Below are 13,315 nucleotides of genomic sequence, written 5' to 3' on the forward strand. Positions count from 1 at the left end.
CCGAGGTGTCCACCATGAGGCACCCGTGGCCGGATACATGTCAAGCACGAAGGACGCGTTTATGGCGAACAGATGAGGTGGTGAAGTCGGTTCAGCGAATCAGTGCTGAACGGTCGGCCGTTCTTGCGATTCGGTTGTCGCCTGTCAGCCATGCGTTTACTGAACCACGGATTGCCGAGCTGAACCGCCCGGTCACGTCGGACCCGCACGCGGGGTGTGAAGTCGGATGACGGGAAGCCCGTACGGGAGCTCAACGGCGAAGAACCGCCGCGCTGAAGATTTGCCCCATCCCTGCCTTTCTTCTCCTCCGGAATTTGCCTGAGCGAGCCGTTGAGTTGGACGGGCACACTCGCATCGGCCGAAATGCGGAGCCGTGCGTCGGCACTCCATTCGCCACGCGGCACGTCACGGGCCGGCCGGTTCCTCGACGAGGCAATCCGGACCGAGCACTCCATGGAGCGGCGCCGTGTGAAGCGACCGCTCCAGAACCTTCCGCCAGAGCGAGGACGGTCCGTGAACGGTCTCCGTCGCTGACGAACGGAGCTGTTCGCGGGGCTTCGTCACCACTCCGCGAAGGAGCCGTCCTTGTGGCGCCACACCGGATTGCGCCAGCGGTGGCCGGTCTCGGCGGCCCGCTCCACGGCCTTCGCGTCGACCTCGATGCCGAGGCCGGGTGCGGCGAGGAGGGCGACGTGCCCGTCCTCGTAGCGGAAGACGGAGGGGTCGACGAGGTAGTCGAGGAGATCGGAGCCGGTGTTGTAGTGGATGCCGAGGCTCTGCTCCTGGATGAGCAGGTTGGGCGTGGCGAAGCCGACCTGGAGGCAGGAGGCGAGGGCGAGGGGCCCGAGGGGGCAGTGCGGGGCGAGGGAGACGTCGTACGCCTCCGCGACGGCGGCGATCCGGCGGGTCTCGGAGATGCCGCCCGCGTGGGAGAGGTCGGGCTGGGCGACGGCGATGCCCTGGCCGAGGACCTTCTTGAAGTCCCAGCGGGAGTAGAGGCGTTCACCGGTGGCGACGGGGATCGAGGTGGAGCGGGCGATCTCGCCGATGTGGTCGCTCATCTCGGGAACGACCGGCTCCTCCACGAAGAAGGGCAGGTAGGGCTCCAGGAGCGGCAGCACGCGACGGGCCATGGGGACGGTCAGCCGGCCGTGGAAGTCGACCGCGATGTCGAAGGAGTCGCCCACCGCCTCCCGGACGCTCGCGACCCGTTCGGCGATGCCGCGCGCCGCGGCGGGGGTGTCGATGAACTCCAGCTGCGGTGAGGCGTTCATCTTGATGGCGGTGAAGCCCTCGGATCTCCTGGCGAGTGCCTGCTCCACGACGTCTTCGGGGCGGTCGCCTCCGATCCAGCTGTAGACGCGGACGCGGTCGCGGACGTTGCCGCCGAGGAGCTGCCAGACGGGGACGCCGAGGGCCTTGCCCTTGATGTCCCACAGGGCCTGGTCGATGCCGGCGACGGCGCTGGAGAGGACCGGTCCGCCGCGGTAGAAACCGCCCTTGGTGAGGACCTGCCAGTGGTCCTCTGTCCGCATCGGGTCCTGGCCGGTCAGGTGGTCGGACAGCTCGTCGACGGCGGCGGCGACGGTGTGGGCGCGGCCCTCGACGACGGGTTCGCCCCAGCCGGTGATCCCCTCGTCGGTGTCGATCCTCAGGAAGCACCAGCGGGGGGCGACGAGGTAGGTGCGCAGAGAGGTGATCTTCACTTCGACTCCTTCTTGACCGACCAGCCGCCGTCGACGACGAGTTCGGTACCGGTGATGTAGGCGGCGTCCGACGACGCGAGGAAGGCCACCGCGGAGGCGACCTCGTCCGCGGCGCCGAGACGGCGCAGCGCGGTGGCGTCCGCGGAGAGCCGTCGGTCCTCCTCGGACACGGTGTCCCACACCTCGGTGAGGATCGGGCCGGGAAGGACGGAGTTGAACCGCACCGCGGGTCCGTATTCGACGGCGAGCTGGCGCATCAGCGCGCACGCCCCGCCCTTGGACGCCGCGCTCGCTGACGCCGCCCCGCGTCGGCAGGTCGTACCCCGGCCTCCGGCGTGAAGGGTGAGGCCGCCCCTGTGCCGAGAGGCAGAACAAACAAATTTCAACACCTTGATGGTGGACGCGGCATGCCCCGGGGCCCTGGGCGAGGGGGCGGCAGTGCGTCGCCACCTCTTTATGCCGACCCCGGTAACGGAGCAGTATCGATCCCGGGGGCCTGGACTCGCTTGTTGACTTTTGGTGAAGTCAGCGCTTTTCTTTGGTGCATCCAGTTGATTAATGGTGCACTGTGGCGGCTTCGGCATCTCTGAAGCGCCCCCGTAGCTCACTCGCATGGTCGTTCGCCCGGACTGGAACCGCTGTTCCCCTCTGCTCGCGACGGCCCCTGCGGCACCACCTGATCCACGTTGCGTCGGCCGGCCGCGCGCGGCCGCAAGGCAAGGGGAATGACATGTTCACGGAATATCACCGGCGTCCGATCGCGGCGGCCGCACTGGGACTGGCCACCGTCCTCGTGCTTGCCTCCTGCTCCAGCGGTCAGCAGGCGGCGGGCCCGGAAGGCGCCGGGGAGGTCGCCGAGGTCGACGGCAAGATCTCCCTGACGTACCTTCAGAAGCAGGGCGACCAGGAGTACTTCGTCGGAGAAGCGGCCGGCGCCAAGGCCAAGGCGGACGAACTCGGCATCGACCTGAAGGTCGTCAACCTCGGGACCGACGCCAACAAGACCATCAGCGAGGCCCAGTCGGCGATCTCGCAGAAGAGCGACGGCCTGATCGTCGTCGTCCCCGACCCGGCCGTCGGTCCCCAGGTCGCCCAGATCGCCAAGGACGCCAAGGTCGCCCTGCTCACCTCCGACGACCAGATCTGCACGACCGGACCGGACCCGTCCTCGTGCCCCCCTGAGGCCCTCGTCCCCCGGATCGGCTTCAGCGGCGCCCAGATGGGCGGCGAGGTCGGCAAGCGCGCCGCGGCCGAGTTCAAGAAGGCCGGCTGGAACCCCGCGGAGACCCGGACCATCTCCGCCTGGAAGCAGGACGTGACCGTCTGCACCGACCGCGTCAAGGCGGCCAAGGACGCCTTCGCCGCCGGGGCCGGGGCCGGAGTGCGGAACATCGACGTCCCCACGGACAACAGCCCCACCGGCGCCCAGGACAAGATCGCGGCCACCGTCACCGCCAACCCGGACGTCAAACACTGGGTGGTCTGGGGCTGCAACGACGAGAACGTCCAGGGCGGGGTGACCGCGCTGGAGAACGCCGGCTTCAAGGCCGACGACGTCATCGGCGTGGGCCTCGGCGCCTACCTCGCCTGCAAGAACTGGAGCTCGGGCAAGCCGTCCGGCATGAAGGCCGCGCTGTTCATCAACGGCGAGGACGTCGGCGCCCTCGCCGTGCAGACCATGTACGACAGGCTCAAGAACGGCAAGGAGTTCCCGAAGGAGGCCTTCGCCCCGACCACCATGGTCGACGCCGCCACCTGGAAGTCCGCCGGAGTCACCTGCGGCTGAGCGCCGCCCCGACGCCGGTGCGGCGCACGGTCCCACCCGCCGCACCGGCCCCCGGCCGGCGCCCGCCCCGGCCCCCTTCCCGTCCCTCCGGCACGTGAGGCCAGCATGACCACACCCGGCACCCCACCCCCCACGCAGGCGACCCCAGGTGTCGGTGTCGCCGTCGAGAACGTCACCAAGCGCTTCGGCGCCGTCCAGGCCCTGAGCGGCGTCACCCTCGCCTTCCGCCCCGGGCAGGTCACCGCCCTCATGGGCGAGAACGGCGCCGGCAAGTCCACGCTGCTGAAGATTCTCACCGGCGACCACCAGCCCACCGAAGGGCGCGTCCTCCTCGCCGGCGCGCCGGTCTCCTTCGCCTCGCCGCACGACGCGCGCCGCGCCGGGATCCGCATCATCCCGCAGGAACCCGAGATCATCCCGCACGTCTCCGTGGCGGAGAACGTCTACGCCGGATCCCTGCCCCGCACGACCGGCCGACGCCTCGACCGCGCCGAACTGCGCCGCAGGATCACCTCGGACCTGGCGCGGCTCGGCTTCGAGAAGGTCATCGACCCCGACCAGCTCGGCTCCGAACTCACCCCTGCTCAAAGACAGTTGGTGGAGATCCTGCGCGCCCTCACCGGCGACGCCAAGATCATCGCCTTCGACGAGCCGACCTCCTCGCTCGCCGAGAACGAGGCCGAGGCGCTGTTCGCCCTCATCGACCGGCTGCGCGCCCAGGGCATCGCGATCATCTACGTCTCCCACCGCATGAAGGAGATCTTCCGGCTCGCGGACCGCATCGCGGTGCTCCGCGACGGCTCCTCCGCCGGTGTCCTCGACGCCACCGAGACCACCGAGAGCGAGGTGGTGCGGATGATGGTCGGCCGCGACCTCTCCTCCTTCTTCGTGCGGCAGGACGTCGCCCGGGACGACGTCGTCCTGGAACTGGACGGCGTCACCACCGACGACGTCACCGACATCAGCCTCCGGATCAGGGCCGGAGAAGTCGTCGCCCTCGCCGGCCTGATGGGCGCCGGCCGTTCGGAGCTGGGGCTCGCGCTCGCCGGCGACCGCCCCCTGCGCTCCGGCCGGATCGCCCTGAACGGCCGGCCGCTGCGGCTGCGCGGCCCGAAGGACGCCATCCGGGCGGGCATCGGCCTGGCCCCGGAGGAGCGCAAGGCCCAAGCGCTCTTCCTGCACAGGTCGATCCGCGACAACACCTCCCTGGTCAGCCTGGAACGCCTGCGCCGGATGCGTTTCGTCCGCCGGGGCCGGGAGCGGGCCGCCGCCCAGGACTTCTCCGACCGGCTCCGGGTGCGCACCCCGTCCATCGAGCACGAAGTCCGCAAACTGTCCGGTGGCAACCAGCAGAAGGTCGTCCTCGCCCGGTGGCTGCTGCGCCGGCCGAAGGTTCTGATCCTCGACGAGCCCACCCGCGGCATCGACATCGGGGCCAGGGCGGAGATCTACCGGATCATCGCCGACCTCGCCCGGGACGGCGTCGCCCTGCTCGTGATCTCCTCCGAACTCCCCGAGGTGCTCGGACTCGCCGACCGGATCGTGGTGATGCAGGGCGGCCGCGTCACCGGCGAACTCGGCCGCGCCGAGGCCACCGAGGAAGCGATCCTCCACCTCGCCATGGCCGACGACCTCGCCCCCCTCGACCCCGCCCGGGCCGCCGCCCGGCCCCGTACCGACTCCGCCCCTGGAGGCCCCCGATGACCACCGCCACCACCTCCCCGGCCGAGACCGAGCAGGCCCCGCCGGGGGCGCGCAAGCGCTCCCCGCTGGCCGCCCTCGGCGGGCAGAACCTCAGCCTCATCGGTGCGCTCGTCGTCGTCCTCGGCCTGTTCGGCGCCCTCAACGAGAACTACCTCAGCCTCTCGAACCTCCAGGTGATCGCCGAGGCCGCCACCATCACCGGTCTCCTCGCCGTCGTGCAGACCGTGGTCATCATCTGCGGCGGCCTCGACATCTCCGTCGGCTCCCAGGTCGGCGTCGCCTCGGTCGTCAGCGCCATGGTCTTCACCGGCACCGGCTCCAGCGCGTTCGTCGGCGTGCTCGCCGCCGTCGGCGCCGGCGTCCTGGTGGGCGTTCTCAACGGCCTCGTCATCGTCTACGGCCGCGTCAACCCGACCATCGCCACCCTGGCGGGACTCGCCGCCTACAAGGGCCTCGCCCAGCTCCTGTCCGACGGCCGCGCCCAGGGGTACGTCCTCAACGACCCGGTCTTCGTCTTCCTCGGCCGCGGCAAGATCGCCGGACTGCCCGTCATGGTCTGGATCCTCATCGTCGTCGCGATCGCCGTGCACGTGATGCTCGGATACACCGACATCGGCCGCAACCTCTACGCGATCGGCGGCAACGACACCGCCGCGCGCCTGGCCGGCATCAACATCAACAAGTACCTCGTCGCCGTGTACGCCCTCATCGGCGTCGTCGCCGCCGTCGCGGGCATCCTGCTCACCGCCCGCACCGGCTCGGGCCAGCCCGTCTCCGGCAGCGAGGGCCTCGAACTCAAGGCCATCACCGCGGCGGCCCTCGGCGGCTGCGCCCTCAAGGGCGGCAAGGGCGGGGTCGGCGGCACCCTGCTCGCCGTCGCCCTCCTGGGCGCCCTGGAGAACGGCCTCACGGTCGAGGGCATCAACACCTTCTGGCAGAACGTCGCCCAGGGCGTTCTGCTCGTCGCCGCCGTGGTGATCCAGCAGCGCCGCAACGGCGAACGGGCGGTCGGACTCCCGCACTGACGCCCCGCCGCACCGGCACGTCCTCGCCCGGTCGAGGCCCGCTCCCCCAAGGGAGCGGGCCTCGCGGCATGGGGAGGACACGGGAAGACGCCACGCTCTTCGGCCGCTCGGCGCCCGTCGGGGTCACGCGGTGAGGGAAACCCGCCGGACAGGCCCTGACCGGAGACGGCGTCCCCGTGGAGGGGCGCGTCCTTTCCCGAGGCGGGCGCCTCCGCCGGGCCGTCGGACACTGCCGCCCGCCGCCCGCCGCCCGCCGTACGCCGTACGCCTGTGCCCGGCAGCCCCGCAGCCCGGTCGAACGGCGAGAGCCCTCCCGGAAGCCGGGAGGGCGGGGGCGGAAAGGAGCCGGGACCGGGCGCGCGGGGGACGGGTCCGGTCCCGGCTCCGCCGGGTGGTTCCGGTGGCCTACTCCTCGGTCGGGCCGAGGTCGGGCGTCGCGCGGAAGCCGACGGTACGGCTCCGGGGGCCGGCGTGGAGCTCCAGGACGACGATCTCGTTCGTACCGGCACGCAGGACGGGGGCGGGGACGTACAGCGACTTCTGCGGGCCGCGGGACCAGTACCGGCCCAGGGGGAAGCCGTTGACCCAGGCGTTGCCCTTGGTCCAGCCGTCGAGGTGCAGGTAGGTGTCGGCCGGTTCCGTGACGTCGAACTCGCCCCGGTGGAAGGCCGGGCCCACGGGGGTCGTCGTGGTCGCCGCGAAGGGAATGTCCGTCAACGTGGCGAGCGGCAGCGGCCGGTTCGTCCACGCCGACGGTTCGACGCCGTCGAGGAGGACCGAGCCGAGCAGCCCCTTGCGGTCGTGGATGCCCTGGCCGTAGTTCACCCGCCCCTGGTTCTCCACCAGGACCGAGAGCACGCTGCCGGACCGCGGGACGGTGAAGGCCAGCGCGTGCTCGTGGTTCTCGCGCTCCAGGACGCCCACGGGCTGCCCGTCGACGAACACCTGGGCGCGGTCGCGGACGTGCTCGATCTCCAGCAGGGCGGGGCCGCGTACGGGCAGGGTGGTCTCGTACAGGACGAAGCCGAAGTCCTGCTCCAGCTCCTCCATGGTCAGCGGCCGGCGCGACGCGATCCGCGACGTCAGCCCGTCCGCGCTCGGGAGCAGCTCGGCGCTCCGCGTCAACGTGACCGCGGGAACGGTCAGTTTGGGGCTCGGGCCGGGCACGGGCGCGTCCGGCACGGGCGCGTACTTGGCGATCACGGCACGGAAGGCCGTGTACTTCTCCGTCGGGTCTCCGGCCTCGTCGAGCGGCGAGTCGTAGTCGTAGGAGGTGACGGTGGGACGGTAGGTGTGCTTGTCGTTGGCGCCGTTGGTGAAGCCGAAGTTGGTGCCGCCGTGGAACATGTAGAAGTTCACCGAGGCGCCGGCGGCGAGGACCTCGTCGAGCTCGCGAGCGGCGTCGTCGGGGTCGCGGACGACGTGCCGGGCACCCCAGCGGTCGAACCAGCCGATCCAGAACTCCGTGGCCATCAGCGGTCCTTCGGGGCGCTGCGCGCGCAGGGCGGCCAGGTGGTGGGCCGAGCGGCTGCCGAAGTTGGCGGTGGCGAGGACGCCGGGCAGGGCGCCCCGCTCCAGGTCGACCGGCTGGTCGCAGGTGAACAGGGGGACGTCGACGCCGCGGGCGCGCAGCGAGTCGGCGAGGTGCTCCAGGTACGCCGTGTCGTCGCCGTAGGCTCCGTACTCGTTCTCCACCTGCACGGCCAGGACCGGGCCGCCCCGCGAGGCGAGGTACGGCCGGAGCGGGGTGAGGAGTCGGTGGAAGAAGTCGTCCACGGCCGCCACGAAGCGCGGGTCGCGGGAGCGCAGTCGTATGTCCGGCTCGGCGAGCAGCCACGAGGGCAGGCCGCCGCCCTCCCATTCCGCGCAGATGTACGGGCCGGGGCGCAGCAGGACGTACAGGCCCTCGGCGGCGGCGAGGTCGAGGAAGCGGGGGAGGTCGAGCCCGCCGTCGAGGACGAACCGGTCGGGACGCGGCTGGTGGAGGTTCCAGGGGACGTAGGTCTCGACGGTGTTGAGGCCCATGAGCCGGGCCTTGCGGAGCCGGTCCCGCCACTGCTCGGGGTGGACCCGGAAGTAGTGCAGCCCGCCGGACAGGAAACGGAAGGGCTTTCCGTCGAGCAGGAATCCGGTCTGGTCTGTCTGGAGGACGGGCATGCGCTGCTTGCTCCTGTACGTGAAGGCGTGCGGGGTGAGACGTCGTCCATAGTGTTTACGTAAACACGATGGACGTGGCAAGCCCTTTCCGGGGCTCTCGGGGCGGGGCTCCAGGGCTCCGCCCCGGGGTGGTCCCGTCTACTCGTCGACGGTGAAGCCCTGGTCGTTGCCGTACTTCACGCTGGCGTCCTGCCAGGTCTTGAGCCCGTCGTCGAGCTTCGTCGGGGAGACGTACGCCTTGCCGGCGGTGTCGTTGAAGATGGAGTTGGCATAGACCTGGAACGGCAGGTAGGACCAGTCCTCGCCCACGTTGCGGGCGGATTCGGCGAAGACGCGGTTGGCCTGCTGGCCGCCGAAGTAGGGGAAGGGCTTGTCGAGGAAGGCCCGGGATTCGAGGTCGGCTCGGGTGGCGGGGAAGGCGCCTTCGGCGACGCGGCTGGTGGCGCCGGCGCCGGTGGTGGCGAACTCGGCGAAGGCGTAGGCGAGTTCCTTGTTCTTGGCCGCCTTGGGGACGGCGAGGGAGCTGCCGCCGTTCTCGGCGCTGGCCTTGCCGCCCTCGGTCCACTGGGGGAGGGGGGCGACGCGCCAGTCGCCGGAGGCCGCCGCGACGCCGGAGGAGAGGTTGGCGGGCATCCAGGCGCCGATGGAGAGGGTGGCGATGGAACCGTCGGCGAGGCCCTTGTACCAGGCGTCGCTCCAGGAGCTGATGGGGGCGACGAGCTTCTCGTCGAGGAGCTTCTGCCAGGTCGCGGTGTACTTCTTCGTGCCCTCGTCGCCGAAGTCCACGGTGACCTTCGTGCCGTCGGTCTTGTACGGCCGGCCGCCGGCCTGCCAGATGAGGCTGGTGGTGGCGCCGGCGTCACCGGTGTCGTTGGTGATGAAGATCTTCGGGTCGGCCTTGTGCAGGGTCCGCGCCGCCTCCACGTACGCGTCCCAGGTGGTCGGGACCTTGACGCCGTGCTCGTCGAAGACCTTCTTGTTGTAGAAGAACGCCATCGGGCCCGAGTCCATCGGCAGCGCGAAGACCGCCTTGTCCTCGGTGACCGCGTTCCACGGGCCGGGCGTGAAGCTCGTGCCGTACTTCGCGGCGCCGTAGGGGGAGAGGTCCTCGACGGTCTCGCCGATGGAGAACTGGCCGAGGGCGTAGTACTCGATCTGGGCGACGTCGGGGGCGCCGGAGCCGGCGGCGACGGCGTTCTGGAGGGCGGTGTACTGCTTGTCGCCGGTACCGGCGTTGACGAGTTCGACGTCGACGTTGGGGTACTTCTTCTCGAAGTCCGCGGCGACCTTCTTCAGAGTGGGCTCCCAGGCCCACACCGTCACCTTGCCGCCCTTCTCCAGCGCGGCGGCGACGTCCTTCGGGGTGCCGCCGCCGGTGCCGGTGCCCGAGTCGTCGGAGCCGCAGGCCGTGGCGGTCAGCGAGAGAGCGGCGAGCACGGCGAGGGCGCCGAGCAGTCTGCGGGGAGTGCGGGTACGCATGGGAGGTGCTCCTGGTCGGTGGTACGGGAGGGGAGGGGCTTCCGGGTGGGGAGGGATGCGCGGGTGCGGAGGTGGACCGGAGGAGTGGGCGGTCATTCCTTGACGCTGCCGGCGGCCAGGCCGGACTGCCAGTACCGCTGGAGCAGCAGGAAGACCACCACGATCGGGACGATCGTCAGCAGGGAGCCGGTGACGATCAGGTCGAAGACGGCCTCGCCGCCGGCCGTCTGGGCCTGCGCGTTCCAGGCGTTGAGGCCGAGGGTCAGCGGGTACCAGTCGGGATCCTTGATCATGATCAGTGGCAGGAAGTAGTTGTTCCAGGTCGCGACCATGGAGAACAGCAGCACGGTGACGGTGCCCGGCACGAGGAGCGGCAGCGCGATGGTGAAGAAGGTGCGCAGCTCGCCGGAGCCGTCGATGCGCGCGGCCTCCAGCAGCTCGGCGGGGACGGCCTCGGCGGCGAAGACCCACATCAGGTAGAGCCCGAAGGGGGAGATCAGCGAGGGGATGATGACGGCCCAGGGGGTGTTCGTCAGGCCCATGTTGCTGAACATGAGGAAGGTGGGCACCGCGAGGGCGGTGCCGGGGACGGCCACGGCTCCGATGACGACCGCGAAGACCGCCTTGCGGCCGGGGAAGTCGTACTTCGCGAGGGCGTAGCCGCCGAGGACGGCGAGTACCGTGGCGCCGCCCGCGCCGGCGGCGACGTACAGCAGGGTGTTGAGCAGCCAGCGGACGAAGACGCCGTCGTCGTAGGTGACCGTGCGGGTGATGTTGTCCCACAGGCTGAAGTCGTCGGCGAACCACAGCCCGAAGGAGTCGACCAGCCCCCGCCGGCTCTTGGTGGCGTTGACGACCAGCCAGGCGAGCGGGAGCAGGGTGTAGACGAGGACCAGGCCGGTGAGGAGGGTCAGCGGGACGCTGCGCCGGGGGTTGAGCGGCGTGTGCGGGAGCCGCTTCCGGCCGCGGACCGCGGCGGGCGGGATGCGGTGCGGGGCGGCCGGGGCCCTGCCGGTACGGGGCTCCGCGGACGTCGGGCCGGACCCGGCGGCCGCGGTGGTCATGGAGGTGGTCATGGCTCAGCCCTTCCGCATGCCGCGCAGCTGGACCGCGTAGGCGATGATCGCGGTGATCACGCCCATCACGATCGCCACGGTCGCCGCGTAGTTGTGCTGCTGTCCCGAGAACGACAGCGAGTACGTGTACAGGTTGGGGGTCAGGTCGTTGGTGATGGCGTTGGGGGCGAGCTTCTGCAGGATGCTCGGCTCGTTGAAGAGCTGGAAGCTGCCGATGATCGAGAAGATCGTGGCGATGACCAGGGCGCTGCGGATGGCCGGCAGCTTGACCGAGGTGACGATCCGCCACTCCCCGGCGCCGTCGATCGCCGCCGCCTCGTACAGCGAGCGGGGAACGACCTTGAGGGCGGAGTAGAAGATCAGCATGTTGTATCCGACGAACTCCCAGGTGACGATGTTGCCGATGGAGGCGAGGACCAGGGAGGGGGAGAGCGGGTCGGGGAGGCTGACGCCGAGCGCCTCGTTGATGTTGCCCACCAGGCCGAACTGGCCGCCGTACATGAAGCCCCAGATGAGGCTGGCGACGACGGCGGGCACGGCGTACGGGAGGAAGATCGAGACGCGGAAGAAGGTCTTGCCGTAGAGGCGGCCGCTGTCGATCGCGAGGGCGGTGAGGAGGGCGATGCCCAGCATGATCGGTACCTGCACCAGCAGGAAGAGGCCGACGCGCGTCAGGCCGTCCCAGAAGCGGGGGTCCGTCAGCGCCTCGCCGTAGTTGTCCAGGCCGACGAAGGAGGTCCCGCCGATGAGCCGGTCCCGGAAGAGGCTCAGATATCCGGCGTACCCGATCGGTGCGAGGAAGACGAGGCCGAAGACCGCGACGAACGGGCCGGCGAATCCCCAGCCCACGAGGGCCTCCTTGCGGAGGCGGAAGCGGGCTCGTGGGCGGGGCGGTGGTGCTGCCGTAGCGCGCGTCGACAGAAGCGTCATGGCGTGTTCCTAGCGTCGGTGTCCGGTCGGTCCGGAGGACGGGAGCGGAGGCATGGGGCCCGAGGTGTGGCCGCCCGGGGGCCAGGGCGGCAGCCGGCCGAGACGGGCCCTGGGGAGAACTGGCCGACGAGAGATGTTTACGTAATCATCGGTAGCGTGATGGTGGCATTCCCGCAGGGGGGCGTCAAGCACGAAGTGGCAGCGAACGAGAGGGAATCGGGTGACCGAGCAGAACGCGACCGACCGGCCGGCGGTGGTCGCGAAGGACGGTGGGCGAGGTGCGCGTACCAGGCAGCGCAGGGTCTCCATGGCGGACGTCGCCCAGTTGGCGGGTGTGTCCTCGCAGACGGTTTCGCGCGTCTCCAACGGTGACGCGGCCGTCGTCGAGACCACCCGGAAGCGGGTTCTCGACGCGATGAAGGAGCTGGGATACCGCCCCAACAGCGCGGCGCGCGCCCTCAAGCGCGGTGACTTCCGGGCCATCGGCGTCATCACGATGGGGCTCACCAGCACGGGCAACGTCCGGACGCTGGACGCCGTGGCGGGATCGGCGTCCCGCGCGGGCTACGCGGTCACGCTCATCCCGCTGGACGCGCCCACCCAGGAGAACGTCAAGGGGGCGTTCACCCGCCTCGACGAACTGGCGGTCGACGCCGTCGTGCTGATCATGGAAGTGCACCTGCTCGACACCGCCGCTCTCACCCTGCCGCCGCACGTCAAGGTGGTCGTGGTCGACTCCGACGCCACCGACTTCCCGGTGGTGGACACGGACCAGAGGCAGGGCGCCCGCGCCGCCGTGCGGCATCTGCTCGGTCTCGGCCACGACACGGTCTGGCACATCGCGGGACCCGAGGAGTCCTTCGCCGCGGGCCGCCGCGCCGAGGCGTGGGAGGAGGCGCTGCGTGCCGAGGGGCGGGCGGTGCCGCCCGTGCTGCGCGGGGACTGGACCCCCGGGTCGGGGTACGAGGCCGGTCTGAGGCTCGCGGACGAGGCCGGGTGCACGGCCGTCTTCGTGGCCAACGACCAGATGGCCCTCGGCCTGCTGCGGGCCTTCCACGACCGCGGGGTGCGCGTCCCCGGGGACGTCAGCGTCGTCGGCTTCGACGACATCCCCGAGGCGGCGTCCTTCATCCCGCCCCTGACCACGGTCCACCAGGACTTCGCACAGGTCGGAGAGTGGTGCGTCGACGCGGTCCTGCGCGAGCTGGCGGGCGAGACGGTCACGGGGGTGCGCCTGGTGCCGACCACCCTGGTGGAGCGGCACAGTACGGCGTCCCCCGCCGCGCGCGGACGGGAGAGCTGACGCCGCACGCCCGTGGTCGCACGGGGGAGGGCGGGCCCGGGGCGTCCGGCGGCGGCTTCGGGCCGGAGCGCCCGGCCGTGGCGGAGCCGTGCTCGCACACACCGCGAGGACGGGTTCCACGGCCCTGCGCCGCGGCCGGTCCGTCCGGC

9 protein-coding genes and 1 pseudogene are annotated in these 13,315 nt (G+C 70.9%); 4 read left to right on the forward strand and 6 right to left on the reverse strand.

The features are described from left to right. Positions 1 to 560: 560 nt before the first annotated feature. Entirely contained in the window at positions 561 to 1,706 is a 1,146-nt protein-coding gene (gene dgoD / locus IE219_RS10170) for a galactonate dehydratase (protein WP_189976267.1), read from the reverse strand. Continuing rightward, positions 1,703 to 1,999, reverse strand: a pseudogene (locus IE219_RS10175) (SDR family NAD(P)-dependent oxidoreductase); the annotation flags it as partial. The pseudogene IE219_RS10175 and the gene dgoD, both read right to left, overlap by 4 nt. Positions 2,000 to 2,436: 437 nt before the next feature. Between IE219_RS10175 and IE219_RS10180 the strand changes: the two are divergent. The 3 genes from IE219_RS10180 to IE219_RS10190 all read left to right on the forward strand — a co-directional run bounded on the left by IE219_RS10180 (position 2,437) and on the right by IE219_RS10190 (position 6,221). Further along, positions 2,437 to 3,492, forward strand: coding sequence for a substrate-binding domain-containing protein (locus IE219_RS10180; RefSeq protein WP_189976268.1), 1,056 nt, complete (start codon positions 2,437 to 2,439; stop codon positions 3,490 to 3,492). Positions 3,493 to 3,597: 105 nt separating this feature from the next. Next, positions 3,598 to 5,196, forward strand: coding sequence for a sugar ABC transporter ATP-binding protein (locus IE219_RS10185; protein ID WP_189976269.1), 1,599 nt, complete (start codon positions 3,598 to 3,600; stop codon positions 5,194 to 5,196). Further along, entirely contained in the window at positions 5,193 to 6,221 is a 1,029-nt protein-coding gene (locus IE219_RS10190; RefSeq protein ID WP_189976270.1) for an ABC transporter permease, read from the forward strand. Before IE219_RS10185 ends, IE219_RS10190 begins: the two co-directional genes overlap by 4 nt. Positions 6,222 to 6,626: 405 nt before the next feature. On the opposite strand, the gene IE219_RS10195 is transcribed toward IE219_RS10190, so the two are convergent. The 4 genes from IE219_RS10195 to IE219_RS10210 form a co-directional block, all read right to left on the reverse strand. After that, on the reverse strand, positions 6,627 to 8,378 hold the full coding sequence (locus IE219_RS10195) for a glycoside hydrolase family 35 protein (protein ID WP_189976271.1): 1,752 nt from the start codon (positions 8,376 to 8,378) through the stop codon (positions 6,627 to 6,629). 138 nt (positions 8,379 to 8,516) lie between these two features. Beyond that, positions 8,517 to 9,857 (reverse strand): ABC transporter substrate-binding protein, encoded by a 1,341-nt coding sequence (locus tag IE219_RS10200; protein WP_189976272.1) that lies wholly within the window; start codon positions 9,855 to 9,857, stop codon positions 8,517 to 8,519. Between the two features lie 92 nt (positions 9,858 to 9,949). Continuing rightward, a complete protein-coding gene (locus tag IE219_RS10205; protein WP_189976273.1) occupies positions 9,950 to 10,933 on the reverse strand; it encodes a carbohydrate ABC transporter permease in 984 nt (327 codons plus the stop codon). A 3-nt stretch (positions 10,934 to 10,936) separates the two neighbouring features. Continuing rightward, a complete protein-coding gene (locus IE219_RS10210) occupies positions 10,937 to 11,863 on the reverse strand; it encodes a carbohydrate ABC transporter permease (RefSeq protein WP_189976274.1) in 927 nt (308 codons plus the stop codon). A gap of 307 nt (positions 11,864 to 12,170) precedes the next feature. Here IE219_RS10210 and IE219_RS10215 point away from each other — a divergent pair, with 307 nt between their 5' ends. Next, positions 12,171 to 13,166 (forward strand): LacI family DNA-binding transcriptional regulator, encoded by a 996-nt coding sequence (locus tag IE219_RS10215; RefSeq protein ID WP_189976423.1) that lies wholly within the window; start codon positions 12,171 to 12,173, stop codon positions 13,164 to 13,166. Positions 13,167 to 13,315 lie beyond the last annotated feature (149 nt).

It is taken from the genome of Streptomyces termitum (assembly GCF_014650175.1).
In the GTDB taxonomy this organism is placed as follows: domain Bacteria; phylum Actinomycetota; class Actinomycetes; order Streptomycetales; family Streptomycetaceae; genus Streptomyces; species Streptomyces termitum.

Coding starts and splice junctions, on each gene's coding strand:
- IE219_RS10180 (WP_189976268.1), top strand. CDS start 2,437: ATGTTCACGGAATATCACCGGCGTCCGATCGCGGCGGCCGCACTGGGA.
- IE219_RS10185 (WP_189976269.1), top strand. CDS start 3,598: ATGACCACACCCGGCACCCCACCCCCCACGCAGGCGACCCCAGGTGTC.
- IE219_RS10190 (WP_189976270.1), top strand. CDS start 5,193: ATGACCACCGCCACCACCTCCCCGGCCGAGACCGAGCAGGCCCCGCCG.
- IE219_RS10195 (WP_189976271.1), bottom strand. CDS start 8,378: ATGCCCGTCCTCCAGACAGACCAGACCGGATTCCTGCTCGACGGAAAG.
- IE219_RS10200 (WP_189976272.1), bottom strand. CDS start 9,857: ATGCGTACCCGCACTCCCCGCAGACTGCTCGGCGCCCTCGCCGTGCTC.
- IE219_RS10205 (WP_189976273.1), bottom strand. CDS start 10,933: ATGACCACCTCCATGACCACCGCGGCCGCCGGGTCCGGCCCGACGTCC.
- IE219_RS10210 (WP_189976274.1), bottom strand. CDS start 11,863: ATGACGCTTCTGTCGACGCGCGCTACGGCAGCACCACCGCCCCGCCCA.
- IE219_RS10215 (WP_189976423.1), top strand. CDS start 12,171: ATGGCGGACGTCGCCCAGTTGGCGGGTGTGTCCTCGCAGACGGTTTCG.